Below are 20,140 nucleotides of genomic sequence, written 5' to 3' on the forward strand. Positions count from 1 at the left end.
TTGTGGGCATTATGAGTACAACCGCATCCGAAGCCTCGCGCCGCCGCACATTCGCCGTCATCGCCCACCCGGATGCCGGTAAATCGACCCTCACCGAGGCGCTAGCTCTGCATGCCCACATGATCAAAGAAGCCGGCGCCGTGCACGGCAAGGCCGGCCGCAAGTCCACCGTCTCCGACTGGATGGATATGGAGAAGGACCGTGGCATTTCCATCGCCTCCTCCGCGCTGCAGTTTGAGTACGCCCCTGAGGGCCACGACGGCGAGCCCTTCATGATCAACCTGGTAGACACCCCGGGCCACGCGGACTTCTCGGAGGATACCTACCGAGTTCTGTCTGCCGTGGATGCCGCGGTGATGCTCATTGATGGTGCGAAGGGTCTGGAGCCACAGACGCTGAAGCTGTTCCGTGTGTGCAAGGCCCGCGGCCTGCCGATCGTGACCGTCGTGAACAAGTGGGACCGCCCCGGCCGCAGCCCGCTGGAGCTGGTGGACGAGATCGTCAACGAGATTCAACTGCAGCCCACTCCCCTGTTCTGGCCGGTTGGCGAAGCTGGTGACTTCCGCGGGTTGGCGCGCATCAACGACGACGGGGAGGCCGAGGAGTACATCCACTTCCTCCGCACCGCAGGTGGATCGACCATCGCCCCGGAGGAACACTACAACCCGGAGCAAGCCGCAGAGCGGGAGGAAGACGTATGGGAAACTGCCGCTGAAGAAGTAGAGTTGCTGGCCGCCGACGGTGCGTTGCACGACCAGGAGCTGTTCCTGGAGTGCACCACTTCCCCGCTGATCTTCGCCTCCGCGATGCTGAACTTCGGCGTGCACCAGATTCTGGATACCCTCTGCGCGTTGGCGCCCGCCCCAGCGGGCCGCGATTCCGACCCGAAGGTGCTCGAAGCCGCCGCGGGCGGAAACTCCGTCGCGGTGGAGGAGCACCGCGACCCCACCGATGATTTTTCGGGCGTGGTGTTCAAGGTGCAGGCCGGCATGGACCGCAACCACCGCGACTCCTTGGCGTTCATGCGCGTGGTCTCAGGTGTGTTCGAACGCGGCATGCAGGTCACACATGCTCAGTCCGGCCGGTCTTTCTCCACGAAGTACGCCCTGACCGTCTTCGGCCGTACCCGTGCCACCGTTGAGGCCGCCTACCCCGGCGATATCGTGGGTCTAGTCAACGCGGGTTCGCTCGCCCCGGGAGACACGATCTACGCCGGCAAGAAGGTGCAGTTCCCGCCCATGCCGCAGTTCGCACCGGAGCACTTCCGCACACTGCGCGCGAAGTCGCTGGGCAAGTACAAGCAGTTCCGCAAGGCCCTCGAGCAGCTCGATTCCGAAGGTGTTGTGCAGATTCTGCGCAACGACGCGCGTGGTGACGCCAACCCGGTCATGGCCGCCGTCGGCCCGATGCAGTTTGAGGTTATGCAGGCCCGCATGGACGTTGAGTACAACGTGGAGACCGTGGCCGACCCCGTCCCTTACTCTGTCGCTCGTCGTACTGACGCCGAGTCCGCGCCGGTGCTGGCCAAGCAGCGAGGCGTGGAGATCTTCACCCGCACAGACGGGGAGCTGATTGCCCTATTCGGCGACAAGTGGAAGCTAGCCTTCGTGGAGAAGGAACACCCGGAGGTGACGATGGAGACCCTGGTTGCCGACTAGGCGGAGTAGCGATTCGTCGCGACCCCATCTAAATATTTGCACAAGTCTTGCAAAGTTTCACATGCTGTGCAATATTTTACGCATGGCAAAATTCCTGTATCGCGTAGGCCGCTCCGCCTACCTTCATAAGTGGCGCTTCCTCGCCGTCTGGCTGATCGTGCTGATCGGCGTGGGCACCGCCTCCGCACTGTTAACCAAACCAACCTCGCAGTCCTTCACCATCCCCGGCCTGGAATCCATCGAGACCCAGGACAGGATCAAGGAAGAATTCCCCAACGGCAAAGATGCTGATCAGCTAGAGGCCGCCACGGGCAAGCTCGTGATTCAAGCCCCTGAAGGTCAGACTCTTGCCCAGGGCGAGGCTGCACAGTCGACCGAGGACATCCTTCAAGCACTGCAAGAGCTTGATTTCCTGAAAGACAAAGAAAAGCTCGTCTCCCCCGTGCTGGCCAGCGAAAGCATGCACCAGCAAATGGCTCCCATGAAGCAGAAGCAGGGAATGCCGAAGGAGCAGATCGCCTCTGACATCGCCGCGCTAAGCCCGCTGAGCCCCGACCAGCGCACTGGCACCATCGAGATTTCCTTCGATGCGAAAACTGCAGCAGACGTGCCCGCAGAGGACGTGCAAAAATTCGAGGAAGCAGTAAAGGACAACGAGGGCAACCTCAAGGTTGGCTGGAACGGTAACGCATTCCAACAGCCAGAGATGAGCATGGCCTCCGAAGCCATCGGCCTAGCGGTCGCCGCTATTGTTTTGATCGTCACCTTCGGCAGCCTCGTGGCCGCAGGCCTGCCGCTGCTCTCCGCAGTGATCGGCGTGGGCACGGGTATTGGCATCGTCATGGCCGCCACCTCCGTCACGGACAGCATCAACTCCATGACCCCCACCCTGGCCTCCATGATCGGCCTGGCCGTGGGCATCGACTATGCGCTGTTCATCCTCTCCCGCTTCCGCAACGAGCTGATCGCCCATGTGGGTGGTCAAGATCTGGAACCGAAGGAACTACACCAGAAACTCAAGACGATTCCCGTCAAGGAACGCGCCCACCTGGCCGGCCTCGCAGTCGGCAAGGCTGGTTCCGCTGTCGTGTTTGCCGGCCTTACGGTGCTAATTGCACTGGCAGCACTGTCCATCATCAACATCCCGTTCCTCACCGCGATGGCCTTGGCCGCTGCCGGCACCGTTGCCATTGCCGTGATCGTCGCGATCACCCTGCTGCCCGCCATCATGGGCCTCATTGGCACGAAGGTATTCGCGGGGCGCGCGCCTTTCGTCAAGGCTCCGGACCCAGAGAACGAGAAGCCGACCATGGGGCTGAAGTGGGTGCGCATCATCCGCAAGAAGCCCGCCCTGTGGTTGGTAGGCGCTGCAGTGTTGTTGATCCTGCTGGCCATCCCCGCAATGAACCTGCGTCTGGCTATGCCTTCCGATGGTTCTATGGCCAAGGGCACTCCCAACCGCGTCGCCTACGAAATGACGGAAGATGGCTTCGGTGCAGGCCGCAACGCCCCGATGGTAGCCCTCGTGGAATACCCTGACCTCAATGACAAGGAAAAGGCCGCCGCCACCCAGGAGGCCGTCGCGACCCTCCAGGGCACCGAAGGTGTGGAGAACGCACAGGTAGTGCAGACCAACGGCGATCCGCACAACCCAGCCGACCTGGGTACTGCGGCTCAGGTGATGATCACCCCGTCCTACGGTGCAACAGATGCCCGCGCCGCCGATGTCCTGGAGCAGATGCGTGCCGAGGAAGCCGGCTATAACGAAGAAACCGGCGCAACCTATGCCATCACCGGTGTCACCCCAATGTACGAGGACATTTCTCAGCGGCTTTCGGACGTCCTCATCCCCTACATCGCCATCGTCCTCGTGTTGGCTTTCATCCTGTTGATGATCGTCTTCCGCTCCATTTGGGTGCCACTGATCGCGGCGTTGGGCTTCGGCCTGTCGGTGGCTGCTACGTTCGGCGTCACCGTCGCACTGTGGCAGGAGGGCTTCGGCGGCATCATCGACGACCCGCAGCCCATCATCTCCTTCCTGCCAATCATGCTGATCGGTATTGTTTTTGGCCTCGCAATGGACTACCAGGTCTTCCTGGTCACCCGTATGCGCGAGGGCTGGGCGCACGGCAAGACCGCCGGCAACGCCACCGCCAACGGCTTCAAGCATGGCGCGCGCGTGGTCACTGCAGCCGCGCTCATCATGATTTCGGTCTTCGCTGCCTTCATGATGGCCGACGAGCCGTTTATTAAGGTGATGGGCTTTGCGCTGGCCGCCGCCGTATTCTTTGACGCCTTCATCGTCCGCATGACCTTTATTCCAGCAACGATGTTCCTTCTCGGTGAGCACGCGTGGAAGTTCCCCAAGTGGCTAGCGAAGATCGTTCCCGCTGTCGACGTCGAGGGCGAGAGCCTGGTGGGATTGAACGCTGACGGTAGCCGCACTCCGGATACACCTACCGAGTCAGGTGAGGCAGATCCGCGAGACGCACAGGCAGCAGTAAAGTAAGGCGTCACTCGAGAAAGGTTGTGAAAGTGAACTTCGAAGGCGGAAAGAGCGTAGAGGCAGCAACGCCGAGCCTACGGGATCGCAAAAAGGCCGAAACCCGTGAGCGCATCGCCTGTGCCGCCGTTGACTTGCTAGTCAACGAGGGAGCGGAGAATGCTAACATCGCGAAGATCGCAGAAAGAGCTGATATTTCCCCGCGCACTTTTCACAACTATTTCCCTCATCGAGACGCTGCTTTACTATTCACGCTTAATCAATTCGTTGAGGAAATGGTTGGCATGGTGGATACTGCACAACCTGGGCAACAATTGATATCGATTGGCGAGAATATCGCGGTGGACTTCTTTAACCGAACGACGGGCAGCCCGAACAGCATTCAAACCCTCTCCCGCCTTGCGGACCACTTACTCTCTATCCCCGCCCAAGCTCGTACAGAGCTTTTCACAGAGAACGATGGCCTTCCCCGCAACGCCGTGGAGTTCTTCTCTCCGCTCGTACAGGCTTTTCAGCAGTACAGCGAGCGCGAAGGTCGGACGCTCAACACCGCCCACGCGCTGTTGCTCATCAATTCGATCATGGTTGTACCCACAGTTTTCGTGGAACTCAACGAGAGTGGGGAATGTGCGACGGAAGAAGAGATTCGAGGCGCTTTCCAACTACTAGCGGGAGGGCTTTCGCAGCTCGGCTAGCTGAGATGAGAAACAGTTAAATACCCGGCCTCCGTTTTGTTAATATCAGATTTGCTACGCTAGCCCGCATCGTACGATGTCCATCAAATCGGATCATCTGGGCATATTGAAAGGTTTCTCACTCACATGTCATCGAGTTCGACGATCCCCGAGCCCTCCGCTTCCCGGCGCGAACAGAAGAAGGCCGAAACAAAGCAGAATCTCATCGATGCAGCTATTGAGCTGTTCATGAGCTACGGCCCGGAGGAAGCGACGGTCCAGGCCATTACTAAGCGGGCGGGCGTATCCACACGCACATTCCACAACTACTTCGAGCGTCGCGACGATGTCTTCGCCTACTACCTGCACGAAGTCTTCGAACACTTCGCTCACCGCATCCGAGAGATTGCGGTGGACCATCCCACCGGCCGAATCGTGGACATCATGCGAGATGCAATGTGGATCTACTGCTTCCCTCCGCAAGGCGATCAAGGGGGCTCGGCCAGCCAGACAGACTCTGCCGACTCTGCCGAGGTTTCCGAGCTAGTGGATCCCGTTACACCGGATATCCGCAAGTTCAAACCCCTGCTCATCATGCTGGAGAATCCGCAGGATAAGGGCAGCAGTGAGCACCTGGATGTGGATCTGCCTACCCTCACGGCCCCGGGAACTAAGGCGCTGTGCGATGTCGCCCCCGACCTCTCCCCCTTTAAGGCATTCCTGTTGCTGGATGTTTCCTTCAGCATCGCCATGCGCGCCATGGAGGCATCTGTAGACGAGAAGCTATCCGGTGGCCTCAGCCCCGAGGAGCTCTACAACCAGGCCTTCGACATGCTGGCTCGTGTCGATCGCATTGAGGACGAAAAGTAGGCACCTCACCGAGAATCAAACCCGGTTTCCTTTGCCCAGACCGGATAAGGGAAGATGGGCACTGTGGAATCAGAGGGAATCTTTACAACACTGCTTAACGCAACGCTGGTCATCGGCGGCTACCCGATCCTCTGGCGCGAAATCATCGGCAATCTCTTCGGTCTAGCCTCCGCCGTCGGCGGGATGAAGCGCGTGGTGTGGGCCTGGCCCGTGGGAATCGTCGGCAACGTGCTGCTGTTCACGGTGTTCCTGGGTGGGCTGTTCCACACCCCGCAGGATCTGGACCTCTACGGGCAGGCAGGCCGCCAAGTGATGTTCCTCATCGTTTCGCTGTACGGCTGGTATCAGTGGAGCCGCGCCCGCACGGCAGGCATGCGCGAGCCTGATAACACCGACCCCTCCCGCTCCATCGTCAGCGAGCCCGCCGCCGACAGCGCCGCAGTGCAACCCAGCTGGGCCAGCACCAAGGAACGCCTCGGCATGCTCGCCTTTGCGGTGATCGGCACCGTAGTCTTCGCACTGATCTTCGACGCGCTAGGTTCGTGGGGGCCGTGGGCAGACGCCTGGATCTTCACCGGCTCCATCCTGGCCACGTTTGGCATGGCCCGCGGATGGACCGAGTTCTGGCTGATCTGGATCGGCGTGGATATTGTCGGCGTACCCCTGCTGCTCGCCGCGGGCTACTACCCCTCCGCGGCGCTATACGTGGTCTACGGCGCGTTCGTGCTGTGGGGATTCTTCGTGTGGCTGCGGGTGCAACGTACAAGAGCCTAGCCCAGCAGCGCCCGCCATTTCTCCACGTCCACGTCATCCGTGGAAGCCGGCTCGAACTGCGCGTTGTGATCCTTGTGTTCCAGCACTGCGCGCACTCCCTCGATGAAGTTCGGCCCCCGGCGCAGCTCACCACCGACCTTGAATTCCATATCCAGCGCCTCGCGCAACGTTGCGCCCTCCGCGCGGCGGAAAAGCTCCACCGTGGCCACGAGGCTCTCCGGGTTAGCACCCTTCAGGGAATCGATCACCTTGATTATAAACTGCGCCAATTCGGCGTCCGAAACAGAACCCTCATCCCGCACGATCCGGGCTTCGATGTCTGCCCAAGAACCTTCGGCGAAGGTCCGCTCGATCCAGTCCGCATGCTTCTGCAGCATAGAGGTCGGCTCGTCCAGTTTCTGCGGGTCGAGCGCGTTAGACCGCAGCGCTTCCGGAAGGACACCCGAGTGGAGGTCCGATTCGAATGCATGCACATCCGCCACAAGGTTCGTGGCCAGGCCGGTGTACAACATGTCCGCAGGGCTCAGGCGCCACCCCGTCGTGGCAATAAACAACCCCACTGCGGGCGAGCAATCCAGGTGCGTCAGCCGGTAAGACATACCCACGTCGGGCACAAACCCGATCGCAGCCTCCGGCATTGCCCCCAGGGTGCGCGGAGTGACCACGCGGTGCGAGCCATGCATGGAAATACCCATGCCGCCGCCCATCACGATGCCTTCCAGCAGCGCAATGACGGGCTTGTTTACCCGCGACAGCCGCTCGTTGAGGTCATATTCTTCCTCAAAGAAAGAGTCCCCGAAGCGGTACATGCGCTTCATGTCCCGCATCCGCACATAACGCACGTCCCCACCTGCGCAAAAGGCCCGGTCGGAGGACGACTTAATCACGATGAACTGAATCCAGTCATCGTCGACCCATTTGTCGACCGCCTCGCGGATTAGGCGGATCATCTCCACGTTTAAGGAATTCAGAGCCTTAGGGCGATTCAGCTCGATAACCCCGACGTGACCTGCAACGACGGTGGTTACTTCCGCGTCCGGATCGTACGTCGGGTGTTTCCTTCTCTTGTCTGCCATGTCACCATAATTACAGGAACGACAAGGAAGTGCAGCCTAATTTAAATCTAAGGGCTACTTAGATTTCTTGCCCTTCTTGGACTTCTTGCCCTTTTTCTTTTTGTCGCCCTTGTTCTTTTTGGACGCCGCAGCCCCCTTGTCCTCGGACTTCGACTTCTTCTTGGAGTTCCCCCCGGACTCAGCCTCCTGGACTTGCTTGGCTTCTTCAGCTTGCTGCTTCAGCAGATCCTTTTCCAGCAGCTTCGCAACGTCAGGCACGTAGCGGAACTGGGTGCGCGGCGGGCGCTCGTAGGTGGAGTCGGATGCCGGGCGCTCCGGAATCTTCGGCACGTTCTTTTCCACATACTCCCAGGGGATCGTGTTCAGCAGGTGGGTGATCACGTTGATGCGGGAACGCTTCTTGTCCTCGGACTCCACGGTGTACCACGGGGCGGACGGGATGTCGGTGTGTACGAACATCTCATCCTTCGCACGGGAGTAGTCCTCCCAGCGCGTGATGGACTGCAGGTCCATCGGGGACAGCTTCCACTGGCGCAGCGGGTCGGACTGGCGGGACTGGAAGCGACGAATCTGCTCTTCGTCGGACACGGAGAACCAATACTTGCGCAGGATGATGCCATCCTCCACCAACAGGCGCTCGAAGATTGGAGCCTGGTGCAGGAAGCGACGGTATTCCTGGGTGGTGCAGAAGCCCATCACGCGTTCCACGCCGGCACGGTTGTACCAGGAGCGGTCGAAGATGACGATCTCTCCGGCGGTGGGGAGCTTCTCGATGTAGCGCTGGAAGTACCACTGGCCCTTCTCGCGCGAGTTGGGGGCTGGCAGAGCCTCAATGCGGCAGACGCGCGGGCTGAGGTACTGGGTGATGCGCTTGATCGCAGACCCCTTACCCGCTGCATCGCGCCCCTCCATCACGATGACGATGCGGGCTCCGGTTTCCACCACCCACTGCTGCATTTCGACGAGTTCAGCTTGGAGCCTTTTGAGCTCCTTTTCATAGGCCTGTTTGTCCAGCTTGGGAAGTCTATCGCTCATTGTTCCAAGTTTAGTTCTTCGCAGGCCGAACGCCTAATATTTTCTTAGCTTTGAGCATTGGTGAGCCTGGGCGAGAGCGACCTCACAGATAGTGCAATAATTAGCCCTTATGCAGACAATGGAAGCCGCTTCGGCGCGGTTGGATAACTATCGGCACCTCAAGATCAGCCTCCCGGTTAAGATCGCGCTGTGTGTGCTGCTAGTGCTTTCTGTCATACCGAAAATCTTCAACACTCGTGGCTTCCACTACTACCTGGATCTGGACGTCTACCGGGTGGGAGCCCAGCGTGTTCTGGACGGCCAAGAGCTCTACAGCGGCCACTTTCACATTATTGGCGATACATACCTGCCGTTTACCTATCCTCCAATTTCGGCACTGCTGTTTACTCCCCTCGCGGTAATTCCTTTTAACCTGGCCGCAGTCCTGCTGGTCTGTGCCACGGTGACCGTCACCTGGTGGGTGCTCGCCCACACCGTGCACGCGGCGGCGCGCCTGGATCGTGCCTCCGCCGGGTGGGTGTCGGTGGTGCTCACCGCAGTGTTGATCCACTTGAGCCCCATCCACACCAGCTTGGCCTATGGGCAGATCAACGTTCTGCTGATGGGTATGGTCTTCGTCGATGCGCTCGTTGTGCCTCGTCGCTACCGCGGCCTGCTCACGGGCGCTGCGGTTGCTATCAAATTGACGCCCGCAGTTTTCGGCCTGTGGTTCCTTCTGCGCAAGGACTGGGGTTCCATCCTGCGCATGGGCGCAGGCACGCTCGGCACTACGGCTCTAGCCTGGCTTATCCTGCCGCGGGACTCTCTGGAGTATTGGACGCACACGCTGCGCGAAACCGGGCGTATCGGCAACCACGAATACGCCCTGAACCAGAGCATCAACGGTCTGCTGTACCGCTTCGGCTTGCGTACGGACGATTCTTCCAGCTTGCTGTGGGTAGTGCTGGTATGCGTTTCGCTGGCAGTCATCACCTTCGTCATGATCAAGCTGCTCCGGGTACAGGCACCGATCGTTGCGCTGTGCGTCAATTCCCTGTTTGCACTGCTGGCCAGCCCAGTCTCCTGGAACCACCACTGGTCGTGGGCTCCGGTGCTACTGGTGGCTCTGGCCTGCTACGCGATTGCGAATCCCACTTCCCCGCTGGCCACTCCGCGCTGGCTGTGGATTGCGCTGGTTGCCCTGGGCTTTGTCGCTTTCGCCTTCGAGCCCACCGTTTTCGTGCCCTTCCAGGAACAGCGCGAATTAGAGTGGAATGCCTGGCAGGCACTCCTGGGTAACTCCTACCTGTGGTGGACAATCCTGGCCCTGCTGGTGATGGCGATTCGCCTAGCGCTTTACCGCGATAAAACTCCAGGCTCTCGGGTCGACTCTGCGGCGAAAGGGGCTTGAGTAGCTTAAGGGGCTCAAGCCCCTTGCTCCTAGCACTCCGGCACGTTCACGGAGACGTTCGTCGCCAACCCACCGCCGGCCGTTTCCTTGTACTTTTCGGACATGTCCCTGCCGGTCTGCCGCATGGTCTCAATGACCTCATCGAGGGTGACGTGATGGTCCCCGTCACCGCGCATCGCCATTTTGGCGGCATTGATGGCTTTACCGGCGCTGATGGCGTTTCTTTCGATGCACGGGATCTGCACCAAGCCCCCAATGGGGTCACAGGTGAGCCCCAGCGAATGCTCCATCGCGATCTCCGCCGCGTTCGCCACCTGTCGCGGAGACCCTCCCAGCACCTCCGCCAGCCCGGCGGCGGCCATGGAGGCCGCAGAGCCGACTTCACCCTGGCAGCCAACCTCTGCGCCAGAGATGCTGGCGCGCTCCTTGTAAAGCGAACCGACCGCACCCGCGGCCAGCAGGAATCGCCGGTTCACCTGAAACGGGTCCTGCTTTCCTGCGGGCGTGAACTCACGGGCGTAGAACAGCACGGCGGGGATGATGCCCGCAGCGCCATTCGTCGGCGCGGTAACCACCCGCCCGCCGGCCGCGTTCTCCTCGTTCACCGCCAGGGCAACCAGGTTCACCCAGTCCTCGGAGAACTCCGCAGTGCGATGCGGATCTTCCTCCATCAACTGGTCGTACCAACGCTTCGCACGGCGGCGAACCATCAAGGCTCCCGGCAAAACTCCGGCGAAGGTAACGCCGCGCTTGGCACAATCCTGCATGGCTTGGGCAATCGCATCCAAGTTCGCGTCGATCTGCTCGTCGGTGCGTAGCGACTGTTCGCAGCGCCGCTGCACCTCCCCCAGGCTGATGCCCGCATGCTCTGCCAGGGAGATCAGCTTGTCACCGGACTCGAACAGCCATGGCCCGCTGAGCTCGTCCAGGGTGGGGACTTCCTCCTCTGTGCGGATGAATCCACCACCGATGGAGTAGTAAGTCTGCTTCAGCGGCTCGGACAGCCCGCTGACCACGAATGTCATGGCATTCGTGTGTATCGATCGGCGCACGGTAGGCCGCAGCACAATGTCTTCGAAACCGCAGGTGACGGGCAGGCTCTTATCGCCCGCCAGGTAAATGGTGCGAGTATCGCGGATCTCATCCAGCCGGGACTGCATGTAGTCCGGATCCACCTGCGCCGGATCGGCACCGTCCAGCCCCAGCAGGCAGGCCCCCAGGGTGCCGTGGCCGGCACCCGTGGCCGCCAACGAGCCATAGAGGACGACGCTGATGGTCAGCGAGTGTTCCCCCTCCTCGGGCAAGCTCACCACGTCCGCCAGCTTGTCGGAGCCCAGCAGGCACAGCCCTTCCTCGGTTGCTGAATCGGCGGCCCGGGGAGACGTGGCGTCATTACCCAAAAAAGCCTTGACCCGCTGCGCGAAGGACAGACCCGCGCGCATCGGCCCGACGGTGTGCGAAGAAGACGGGCCGACGCCGATCTGGAAGAGGTCGAAAACGCTGACAGTCATATTGATGCTGAGGGGAGTAGGTTAAGGAGGTGGGGTTAAGGGGGCGAGACTAAGGGCTAGTTATCCTCGACGCGGAACTCTGCCATCCGATCCCACTCGGTCTTGCCTGGGATCTTCGTGTTGATGATCTCCGGAGTTTCCAGCAGGTACTTCGGCATCTCGTCGCAGGCGCGCTTGAAGTGCTCGGACTCGACGTGTGCGACATCGGCATCGTCCTGGAAAGCCTCGATCAGCAGGTACTCGTTTGCGTTCTCCGGATCGCGGAACCAGTCGAAGAAGATGTTGCCTTCCTCGGCGCGGGTGGCCTCGGTGAACCAGGAAACCTTCTGTAGGAAGTTGTCGGTGAACTCGGGGCGGACCTTGTACCTAACGTTGATAAGGATCATGGTGCCCCACCCTACGCTGTGCACCCGAGTGTTGGCAGATGTCCAGCTGACCCGACATGTCCGGCCCTACATCCGGCCCTTTCTCCGTCTCTAGCCGTTGTCCACGCCGACTTCCTTCTCCGGGCCTTGCGATTCCATCGCCTCGTCCAGCTGCTCCCGCAGCTCCTCGGCGCGCTGCGGGTTGAAGTCCCGCCCGCCGACCATCGCCAGCATCCCGTCCAGCACGCTGTTGCCGTAGTTGTGCCCGTGGCCATTCGGCACGTTGGCCGCAACCGGAAGATCCATAGTGACCTGCCAGAAGGTAACAAACGGGATCCAGGACATTGACGGCGAGCGGTCGAAGCCCGCCGGTTCCTTCAGCCAATCAGGTTCCTGGGCGATCAGCGATGGCGACCACCACACCACCGGGTCCGAGGGGTGCTGGATAAACAGGATTCGAGGTTGGTGCCAGCCCGCACGCGAGGTCAGATCTTCTTCTCGACGCCACCGCCAGATCTCGTCGGAGTTCTCCGCAAAGCGGACATTCAGCCCGCCCGCGTATTCGGCAGAGACTTGCGGCGAGCCGGGGTCGCGCCGATCCACCAGGTCGTGCCACAACTTGTTGGAGTTCGGCGGCCCCACCCACAGCAGGCCATCCACGCTAGAGACGATGTCGCGCACACCGGAGAAGGCTCCGCCACCGGCATTGGTACCCAGCGATTCACCGTAGACGTACAGCTTCGGACGATCGTTTTCCGGCAGAGTGTGCCACCAGTCCACGACGGTGGAAACCAGCGCCTCTCCCGCATCTTCCACGCGCTGCTGGTCAGCGATGAACTGTACGCCACTAGGCAGGTAGGAATACTGGGCCGAGGCGATCGCGGAATCGCCGTCGAACATCAGCTCGAAGGCTTGGGCGGCCGTGGGGTTCACCCACCCGGTTCCGGTCGCAGGCACCACGAGCAACGCCTCACGGTCCTTCGCGCCCGTTCGCTTCAGCTCTTCGACCACGCTTTGCGCGCGGGCAATGTCCGTATCCTCCGCACCGTTTTTCAGGCTGGCGTAAACACGGATGGGTTCCTTGCTGGGCCGACCTGTCAGCGCCTCCAGCTCATCTTTGTACAGACCCAAGCCCACGAACCTAGTACCGAAGGCGCCCAGATCCTCCCATTTGTGGGGCGACTGCGGGCTACCAGAGCGCTCTGGCACCTGGGGTTGCTTTAGATCTTCCCGAATCTCCTGGTCCCGGACCGAGAACACCCGTTCGGTGGCGCTGACAACCGTGCCGGGAACGACGGTATCCACCAGGAAAAGCAAGGCCATGCCGACGGCCAGCCAGGCGAACAGCGGGCGGGTAACGCCACCCAAACGGCGCCCCACAGGGCCATCTTCCAACGCCTCGATCAGCCACAGCAGCCCCTTACCCACCAGCACGATCAGCGCCCACAGTCCGATGCCGATGGGCAGCACAAGCAGGAACTCCACCGCCGTATAAGCCTCCGCGTCCATCAGGTGTGCCAGCTCCTGCTGCCAACGCACGGCGAAGGAAACCCACACAAGTAGTGCCAGAACCACGACGGCCACGAAGCCGATTTCCAGGCCGTTCTTCAGCTTTCGCATCCCTCGGTCGCTAAGCTCCAGCTTGAGCTGCAGCTTCTCTAGCAGACCCAAGGCCTTGCGCCGACCCCGCCCCATGGGCTCGTTGAAGCGCCGTTGCAGGAATGCCTCCCACAGCCAGTGGAGGAACACGCCAACGGTGTAGCCGGTGCCACCGGAGATACCTGCAACCACGCCCTGAAACAGCCAGTCACGCGGCAGCAGCGAGGGCGTGAGCGAAGCCGCGAACAACAGCGCGCCGACGATCACACCGCCGGGATCCACATGAGCCTCCCACTGATCCCTGGCGGCGCTCAGTCTTCCTGCGATCTCCTCCTCTGCGGAGGAGGCGACATCAGCTATCTTCAAGCTTCTCCCCGATTTCCAGCCACTGCATCTCCAGTTCGCCGTGTTCCTCCTGATTGGCCTTCAGATCCCTATCCAGCGTGGCCAGCTCGTCAGTCACGGGCTCGCCGGTGGCTGCCTTCTCTGCCACCTCGTTCATCTTCTCGTGGATGGAGTTGATCTTCTGCTCGATCTTGGCCATCTTCCTTTCCAGCGCACTCATTTCCTTGGTGAGCGCGTGAACTTCCTTGGCGCCGAGACTGGGGCGTCCAGAAGAAACAGCGCCAGAACCGGCAGCGTCGAAGGTCAGAGTGTTCTTGCGCCCCTCGTCGCTGGCCTCCTGCTTGCGGCGTTCCAGATACTGCTCAATGCCGCCGGGCAGGTTCGTAAGCCGGCCATCGCCGAACAGCGCCCACGTAGAATCACAGATGCGCTCGATCAGGTAGCGGTCGTGAGAAATCACCACGAGCGTGCCGGGCCATTCATCCAGCAGGCTTTCCAGCTCCTGCAGAGTGTCGATGTCCAGGTCGTTCGTCGGCTCGTCTAGCAGCAGAACGTTCGGTTCGGCCATCAACACGCGAGTCAGCTGCAGCCGGCGCTTCTCGCCGCCCGAAAGGTCCCCGATGGGCGTGCGCTGGCGCTTCGCGCTAAAGCCCAGCCGCTCGGCCAGCTGGGAGGCGCTGATTTCCTTGTCGCCGAAGGTCACGTAGCTGGCAACGTCCTCGACGGACTCGATCAGGCGTTTCGTGGGGTCCAAGTCGTCCAACTCCTGCCGCAGCCAGCCCAGGCGCACGGTCTTGCCCTCAATGCGGCGCCCCTGCTCCAGCGGCGCCTCGCCGGCCAGGGTGCGCAGCAGGGTTGTCTTGCCGGAACCGTTCACCCCCACCAGGCCGATGCGCTCGCCGGGGCCTAAGCGCCAGGTCAGGTCATCAACCAGGGTGCGGCCGTCCGGGGTGGTGATGCGCGCGTCCTCCAGCTCAATGACCTTCTTGCCCTGGCGGCGTGCAGAGAAGCTCATCAGCTCCACTTTGTTGCGCATCGGCGGCACGTCCGTGATCAGAGACTCGGCAGCCTCGATGCGGTAGCGCGGCTTCGAGGTTCGCGCGGGTGCCCCGCGGCGCAACCACGCCAGCTCCTTGCGTGCGAGGTTCTGGCGGCGCTGCTCGGCCGCGTCCGCCTGCCGGGCGCGCTCGGCGCGGGCGAAAGTCCAGTCGTTATAGCCACCCTCGTAGACGTCCACCGCGCCGTCGTGCACCTCCCAGGTGTGGTTGGCTACGGTATCCAGGAACCAACGGTCGTGGGTAACCACAACCAGCGCGGTGTTGCGCCCCAGTAGGTGCTCGGCTAGCCACTGCACGCCTTCAACGTCCAGGTGGTTGGTCGGCTCATCAAGGATCAGCAGGTCCAGGTCCTGCACCAGCGCGGCGGCCAGGCCGGTTCGGCGCCGCTCACCACCGGACAGCGAGCGCACAGGGGTATCCAGCCCCAGACGGGCGATCTCCAGCCCGTTGAGTACACTGCGGACCTTTGGGTCGCCTGCCCATTCATATTCCTGCAGGCCTAGCGGTTCCAACACTGCCCCGGCGACGGTCGTGTCTTCCGGTGCATCGCGCAACACGTCCTGGGTGACCATGGCCATGCGTAGGTCGTTGTTGTGGCTCACGCGCCCGGAGTCCGGCTCGTCTTTCCGGCTCAGGATGTTCAGCAGGGTGGACTTGCCACCGCCGTTGAGCCCGACCACGCCGATGCGGTCGTTGCTGTCCACGCCGAGGCTCACGTCGTCGAGCAGAGTCTTGAGCCCGTAGCTCTTCGAGACTTTTTCTAGGTTGATGAGGTTACTCACGTACTTCTTCCCTTTTTATGACGCCCGCAGCCGCAGCTGGGGAACTTGTCGTCATCGTGGAGCTGGCTTTCCCGGCCACGCTAACGGCTGTGGCCACTTCCACCGCATCGTCAGCGGATGCGCACAGCATGGCGACCGTGGGCCCGGAGCCGGAGACAAGCGCGGCGATGGCACCGGCCTCCTCGGCGGCCTTAAGAGTCTCGCGCAGGCTAGGCAGCAAACTGATGGCCGGGGCTTGCAAGTCGTTAACCAGCAGCTTTCCCACTTCTTCCGGGTTGCCTATCCGCAACGCAGCGATCAGATCCTCGGGACTTCCGGCTCGCGCTGCCTTGGGGCTGGCCTCCGGGGCTGTGGCGCGCTGCTGGTCCAGCTGCTTAAACACTTCCGGGGTGGATAGGCCACGCTTGTCGGTGGCAATGGCCCAGTGGTAGGTGCCCGTAGCGATGACCGGCATGAGGTTCTCCCCTTTACCGGTGCCCCTGGCCGTGCCGCCGAGCAGGCAGAAGGGCACATCGGCGCCCAGGTCGGCGGCGATGTCGGACAGTTGCGTGGCGTCCGGACGGCGCGGGGAACGCGGGCCCGGGAAGTACAGCTCTGTCGCCGCAACCAATGCAGCTGCCGCATCCGCCGATCCCCCGGCCATCCCACCAGCGACGGGGATCCCCTTGTCGATGTGGATATGCACGGGCTGGTCGGCCCAAGGTACGTGCGCGTTCCGCGCCTGCTCTTGAATAGCGGCAACTGCCTTCCACGCCAAGTTGCTCGAGTCCTGGGGCACCAGGTGGCTGTCGAAGCCGGAGACGCTCCAGGTGCATGGCGCGGTGTCGGTGGCCTCCTGCGCACCTTGTGCATCCCGCAGCGCGACGGTCACCTCTTCCTTCAAAGAAACTGCCTGAAAGATCGTGTCTAGCTCGTGGTAGCCGTCTTCCCTGGCCGACCCCACCCCGAGGTGCAAGTTCACCTTTCCATGCGCGCTGGCCGTGACGGAGCGGTACTGGGGCTCCTGGGAACCGAAGATGTGGGAGACCGTCATTGCGCACCCCTCAGCGAGGCCCCGGCCAATTGCACGAATTGCTCCGTCGAGAGCTTTTCTCCGCGCAGGGTCGGGTCGATCCCTGCGCGGCGTAGCGCCTCCTCTGCCGTTTGACCGCTGCCGAAGTGGCCGGACAGAGCGGCACGCAGTGTCTTGCGGCGCTGTAGAAAGGCAGCATCTGCCAAGGCGAAAACCTCGCGGCGCAGTTGCTCGGCATCCAGCTGTTCAGTACCCAGGTCGGTACCTAACTGCCCGCCGGCCCACGGCTGCGAGCCCTCTGCATAGCGGTCGATGCGCACCAGCCCGGAATCGATCTTCGGTGCAGGCCAAAAGACGTTCTTGCCAATGGTCGCCGCCCGGGTCACGGCACCGTAGAAGCCGGCCTTCACGCTGGGCACGCCGTAGATCTTGGATCCGGGCGCGGCGGCCAGACGGTCGGCAACTTCCAGCTGCACCATCACCAAGACGCGGTCGATGCTGGGGAATTCCTCCAGCATGTGCAAGAGCACGGGCACCGAGACGTTATAGGGAAGATTCGCTACCAACGCGGTGGGAAGGGGGCGTCCGGCATCAGCAAAGTCCTGCGCCGTTACCGCCATCGCGTCCTTGAGGATCACCGCCGTATCGGCTTCGCCTGCGCCTTGTTCTTCCAGGGTGGCGGGCAGCTTCGCGGCGAGGCGTGGATCGATCTCCACGGCGGTAACGCTCGCGCCCGTTTCCAGCAGTGCCAGGGTTAAAGACCCCAGGCCAGGGCCGATTTCTACGATTGCGTCGTCCGCTGTGACATCGGCGACCTTCACGATCTTGCGCACCGTGTTGGGGTCGTGGACGAAGTTCTGCCCCAGCTTCTTGGTGGGGTTTAGGTCCAGCTCCTCGGCGAGCTGCCGGATCTCATTGGGCCCCAGCAGCCGAATCTTCCGTTCATTCACCATTCACAGGGTAGTCGAGCTGGTGCCCGATAAAAACCGAGGCTGGCGCGCGGTTGCGCACTGCTGTGCATAGCCGCGCGCTGCAATGGTCTACGGCTTAGCGCAGACCCATCTTGGAGGTGCAGGCAGGCCATGCGCCCCAGCCCTGTCCGGCCTGCACGCGCTCGGCAACTGCGATCTGCTGCTCGCGGGTAGCCATGTGGGCCGCCGGTGCGTACTCGGTGCCGCCGAAAGCAGCCCAAGTAGACGGGGTGAACTGCAGGCCACCGGAGAAGCCGTTGCCGGTGTTGATGGACCAGTCGCCGCCGGCCTCGCACTGCGCCAGCTGGTCCCAGACGGAACCGTTGGCCACAGCCGGAGCTGCTGCGCCGGTGTTGGAGCCCTTGTCCTTGCCCTCGCCCTTGTCCTTGCCCTCGCCCTTGTCAGCCTTCTTGGTACCGCGGATAATCACGCGCTCCTTCGGAGCGGTGATCTCCTTGCTGGACTTCTCCTTGCGGCTGACCTCTGCGCCATTGACGGTGCGGACGGTCGCAACAACGCGAGCCTTACCCGGCGCGCCCTTCTCTACGACCTTCTCCTCGCCCTCGGGCATGTTCGGGTCTTCCTTCACACGCTCCGGAGCCGGGATCTCCTCGACCTTGGTCTCCTCGCGGTTAGCGATGCGGGTGACCTCGACGTGCATGCCCTCCTTTAGAGGGGTGTTGGCAGCCGGGGTGACCTTGTCATCCTTACCCAGCGGGGTGCCGCGCATCTCGAAGATCTCACCGACGGTGCGGGCAGGCAGGCTCATGCGGCCGTCCTCGCCACCGTCGTTCAGAGTGAACTTCTTCGGGGTGACGATCTCCAGCTCCATGCCATCGAGCGGGATCTCCTGGTTACGCGCCTCGGATAGATTGCTCGCAGCGTCGCTGCGGCCGATCTGGTCCAGCAAGGAGCCAACGGTCAGTGCGGTGGTGTCGATCTGCTCCTGCTTGCCGTCGATGGTCAGCGCTACGGTGCGGGCGCTGCGGACGGTGATCTTGGAGTTGTCGCTGATCGCCTCATCCAGCGCCGGGGTAACCATTGCACGGTTGTCGATCTCCACGCCAGCGGACTTCAGTACCCCCTCGACGTCACCGGACATGGTACTGGCCTGGATGATGTCGCCGTTGACATCCAGGGTGACCGACTTCTGTCCTGCGACTGCAACGCCACCGCCGACAACCAGGGTTGCAAGCATGCCACCCGTGGCGATACGCAGCGGGGTGGAGCTGGTGTTGTTAATGCGGTGCAGGTGGGACTTCTTCTTCGGTGACACTAGATCGTTGCCTCTCTTGTTGCTGACGCCCTTTAGGTTTCAACTTCGCCACGTTATGTGCACGTAGCGATGGGGCGCCCAAACGCCGATTCTCTCAACTTTTGTCACAATACGATAACGATCCTTGTTAAACAAAGATCCACGCCAAAATGTTCTGCAAATCACAAATATGGGGGTACAGCTGCGGTAACAGCAACCACAGTCCCCAACATGCGTTAATTTCTATATATTTTCGTTACCTAGAGTCACAGCAGGAACAGAAACCTCACTAGCGGAGTCACCGGCGAGATCACACTATGCACTAAGCGCCCAGGTCGATTCCGTAAAGCCGTTGAGCATTCGCCGTAACCAGCTCCCCCAACTCCTGTGGCTCCATCCCGCGCTGCTCCGCCACGCAGGTCGCGGTGTAACCAACAAAAGCCGGCTCGTTGCGCGCACCCCGGAAAGGCTCGGGGGTCATGTAAGGTGCATCGGTCTCCACCAGGATCTGCTCCGCCGGAGCAATACGTGCCGCCTCGCGTAGCTCCTCATTGCGTTTGAAGGTCACGTTACCCGCGAAGGACAACACATAGCCGCGATCCAGCGATTCCTTGGCCACGTCCAACGGGGAGGAAAAGCAGTGCAAGATCACATTCTCCGGCTGCGGCGCGTCGGCCAGCACCCGCAGTAGATCTGCATCGGCCTCGCGGTTGTGGATCATCAGCGCCTTGCCAGATTCACAGGCCAGATCAATGTGGAAGCGTAGTGCCTCTTCCTGCACCTCGATACTCGGGGTTTCCTCCCCGTCCCCCGGATCCTTGCCGATCCAATACGCATCCAGGCCGGTCTCACCAATCGCCACACAGCGCGGGTGGGAGGCCATCTCACGCAAACGCTCGCGCACTTCCCCCGTCACGGTCTGCGCCTTGGTCGGGTGCACCGCGCAGGCCGCCCACACGCGGTCGTGGAATTCCGCAGCCTGCAATGCCTTCTCCGTCTCTTCGATACCGTCGCCCACCGTGCACACGCCGCGCACACCCACGGCATAGGCACGGTCCATAAACTCTCCTACCAACCGGCGGTGATCTTCCTCTCCGAACTCCCTGCCCCCTACGCGCGATGCCCCTACGTCCTGCCGGCGCTGATTCTTCAGCACCGTGGACCACAGGTGGGTGTGCGAGTCGAACAGCGGAACAATCGGCTCGGGCGGAACGGGGGTCGGACGCTTCTTTCTTGCCATGCCCACTACCCTAGCGCCACCC

At 61.8% G+C, this 20,140-nt stretch carries 16 protein-coding genes; 6 read left to right on the top strand and 10 right to left on the bottom strand.

The genetic code is table 11. The annotated features are described in order from the left end of the window. Positions 1-11: 11 nt before the first annotated feature. The 5 genes from MHX63_RS04470 to MHX63_RS04490 all read left to right on the top strand — a co-directional run bounded on the left by MHX63_RS04470 (position 12) and on the right by MHX63_RS04490 (position 6,479). Entirely contained in the window at positions 12-1,658 is a 1,647-nt protein-coding gene (locus MHX63_RS04470; protein WP_239387417.1) for a peptide chain release factor 3, read from the top strand. Positions 1,659-1,740: 82 nt separating this feature from the next. Next, on the top strand, positions 1,741-4,167 hold the full coding sequence (locus MHX63_RS04475; RefSeq protein WP_239387418.1) for an MMPL family transporter: 2,427 nt from the start codon (positions 1,741-1,743) through the stop codon (positions 4,165-4,167). A gap of 26 nt (positions 4,168-4,193) precedes the next feature. Then, entirely contained in the window at positions 4,194-4,856 is a 663-nt protein-coding gene (locus MHX63_RS04480) for a TetR/AcrR family transcriptional regulator (protein WP_239387419.1), read from the top strand. A gap of 126 nt (positions 4,857-4,982) precedes the next feature. After that, positions 4,983-5,705: a TetR/AcrR family transcriptional regulator gene (locus MHX63_RS04485; RefSeq protein ID WP_239387420.1), complete on the top strand. Its 723-nt coding sequence runs from the start codon at positions 4,983-4,985 to the stop codon at positions 5,703-5,705. A 54-nt stretch (positions 5,706-5,759) separates the two neighbouring features. Further along, the gene (locus MHX63_RS04490; RefSeq protein ID WP_239387421.1) at positions 5,760-6,479 is read left to right on the top strand and encodes a nicotinamide riboside transporter PnuC; all 720 of its coding nucleotides are present in this window, start codon (positions 5,760-5,762) and stop codon (positions 6,477-6,479) included. Here the strand turns inward: MHX63_RS04490 and MHX63_RS04495 are convergent. Beyond that, on the bottom strand, positions 6,476-7,555 hold the full coding sequence (locus MHX63_RS04495) for an enoyl-CoA hydratase/isomerase family protein (RefSeq protein ID WP_239387422.1): 1,080 nt from the start codon (positions 7,553-7,555) through the stop codon (positions 6,476-6,478). The two genes, MHX63_RS04490 and MHX63_RS04495, sit on opposite strands and share 4 nt — an antisense overlap. Positions 7,556-7,609: 54 nt before the next feature. Continuing rightward, entirely contained in the window at positions 7,610-8,590 is a 981-nt protein-coding gene (ppk2, locus tag MHX63_RS04500) for a polyphosphate kinase 2 (RefSeq protein ID WP_239387423.1), read from the bottom strand. A gap of 109 nt (positions 8,591-8,699) precedes the next feature. Between ppk2 and MHX63_RS04505 the strand changes: the two genes are divergently transcribed. After that, entirely contained in the window at positions 8,700-9,980 is a 1,281-nt protein-coding gene (locus MHX63_RS04505; protein ID WP_239387424.1) for a glycosyltransferase 87 family protein, read from the top strand. A 29-nt stretch (positions 9,981-10,009) separates the two neighbouring features. Here MHX63_RS04505 and MHX63_RS04510 read toward each other — a convergent pair whose 3' ends face one another. From MHX63_RS04510 to MHX63_RS04545, 8 genes are all read right to left on the bottom strand, one after another. Continuing rightward, the gene (locus tag MHX63_RS04510) at positions 10,010-11,491 is read right to left on the bottom strand and encodes an L-serine ammonia-lyase (RefSeq protein WP_239387425.1); all 1,482 of its coding nucleotides are present in this window, start codon (positions 11,489-11,491) and stop codon (positions 10,010-10,012) included. 56 nt (positions 11,492-11,547) lie between these two features. Next, positions 11,548-11,877: a putative quinol monooxygenase gene (locus tag MHX63_RS04515; RefSeq protein ID WP_239387426.1), complete on the bottom strand. Its 330-nt coding sequence runs from the start codon at positions 11,875-11,877 to the stop codon at positions 11,548-11,550. A gap of 90 nt (positions 11,878-11,967) precedes the next feature. Further along, entirely contained in the window at positions 11,968-13,821 is a 1,854-nt protein-coding gene (locus MHX63_RS04520; protein WP_239387427.1) for an alpha/beta-hydrolase family protein, read from the bottom strand. Beyond that, positions 13,808-15,640 (bottom strand): ABC-F family ATP-binding cassette domain-containing protein, encoded by a 1,833-nt coding sequence (locus MHX63_RS04525; RefSeq protein ID WP_239387428.1) that lies wholly within the window; start codon positions 15,638-15,640, stop codon positions 13,808-13,810. Before MHX63_RS04525 ends, MHX63_RS04520 begins: the two co-directional genes overlap by 14 nt. Continuing rightward, positions 15,633-16,673: a 4-(cytidine 5'-diphospho)-2-C-methyl-D-erythritol kinase gene (locus tag MHX63_RS04530; protein ID WP_239387429.1), complete on the bottom strand. Its 1,041-nt coding sequence runs from the start codon at positions 16,671-16,673 to the stop codon at positions 15,633-15,635. Before MHX63_RS04530 ends, MHX63_RS04525 begins: the two co-directional genes overlap by 8 nt. Continuing rightward, the gene (rsmA, locus tag MHX63_RS04535) at positions 16,670-17,605 is read right to left on the bottom strand and encodes a 16S rRNA (adenine(1518)-N(6)/adenine(1519)-N(6))-dimethyltransferase RsmA (protein ID WP_239387430.1); all 936 of its coding nucleotides are present in this window, start codon (positions 17,603-17,605) and stop codon (positions 16,670-16,672) included. The genes MHX63_RS04530 and rsmA overlap by 4 nt, the downstream gene beginning before the upstream one ends. Positions 17,606-17,699: 94 nt before the next feature. Continuing rightward, positions 17,700-18,899, bottom strand: coding sequence for a resuscitation-promoting factor (locus MHX63_RS04540; protein ID WP_239387431.1), 1,200 nt, complete (start codon positions 18,897-18,899; stop codon positions 17,700-17,702). Between the two features lie 301 nt (positions 18,900-19,200). Continuing rightward, complete coding sequence (locus MHX63_RS04545) at positions 19,201-20,118, bottom strand: TatD family hydrolase (protein WP_239387432.1); 918 nt, start codon at positions 20,116-20,118, stop codon at positions 19,201-19,203. Between the last annotated feature and the right edge of the window lie 22 nt (positions 20,119-20,140).

The organism is Corynebacterium sp. ACRQK (assembly GCF_022345965.1).
Classification (GTDB): Bacteria; Actinomycetota; Actinomycetes; order Mycobacteriales; family Mycobacteriaceae; genus Corynebacterium.

Excerpts from the sequence above, each read along its gene's own strand:
- MHX63_RS04470 (WP_239387417.1), top strand. The coding sequence starts at position 12 with ATGAGTACAACCGCATCCGAAGCCTCGCGCCGCCGCACATTCGCCGTC.
- MHX63_RS04475 (WP_239387418.1), top strand. The coding sequence starts at position 1,741 with ATGGCAAAATTCCTGTATCGCGTAGGCCGCTCCGCCTACCTTCATAAG.
- MHX63_RS04485 (WP_239387420.1), top strand. The coding sequence starts at position 4,983 with ATGTCATCGAGTTCGACGATCCCCGAGCCCTCCGCTTCCCGGCGCGAA.
- MHX63_RS04490 (WP_239387421.1), top strand. The coding sequence starts at position 5,760 with ATGGGCACTGTGGAATCAGAGGGAATCTTTACAACACTGCTTAACGCA.
- MHX63_RS04495 (WP_239387422.1), bottom strand. The coding sequence starts at position 7,555 with ATGGCAGACAAGAGAAGGAAACACCCGACGTACGATCCGGACGCGGAA.
- ppk2 (WP_239387423.1), bottom strand. The coding sequence starts at position 8,590 with ATGAGCGATAGACTTCCCAAGCTGGACAAACAGGCCTATGAAAAGGAG.
- MHX63_RS04505 (WP_239387424.1), top strand. The coding sequence starts at position 8,700 with ATGCAGACAATGGAAGCCGCTTCGGCGCGGTTGGATAACTATCGGCAC.
- MHX63_RS04510 (WP_239387425.1), bottom strand. The coding sequence starts at position 11,491 with ATGACTGTCAGCGTTTTCGACCTCTTCCAGATCGGCGTCGGCCCGTCT.
- MHX63_RS04515 (WP_239387426.1), bottom strand. The coding sequence starts at position 11,877 with ATGATCCTTATCAACGTTAGGTACAAGGTCCGCCCCGAGTTCACCGAC.
- MHX63_RS04530 (WP_239387429.1), bottom strand. The coding sequence starts at position 16,673 with ATGACGGTCTCCCACATCTTCGGTTCCCAGGAGCCCCAGTACCGCTCC.
- rsmA (WP_239387430.1), bottom strand. The coding sequence starts at position 17,605 with ATGGTGAATGAACGGAAGATTCGGCTGCTGGGGCCCAATGAGATCCGG.
- MHX63_RS04545 (WP_239387432.1), bottom strand. The coding sequence starts at position 20,118 with ATGGCAAGAAAGAAGCGTCCGACCCCCGTTCCGCCCGAGCCGATTGTT.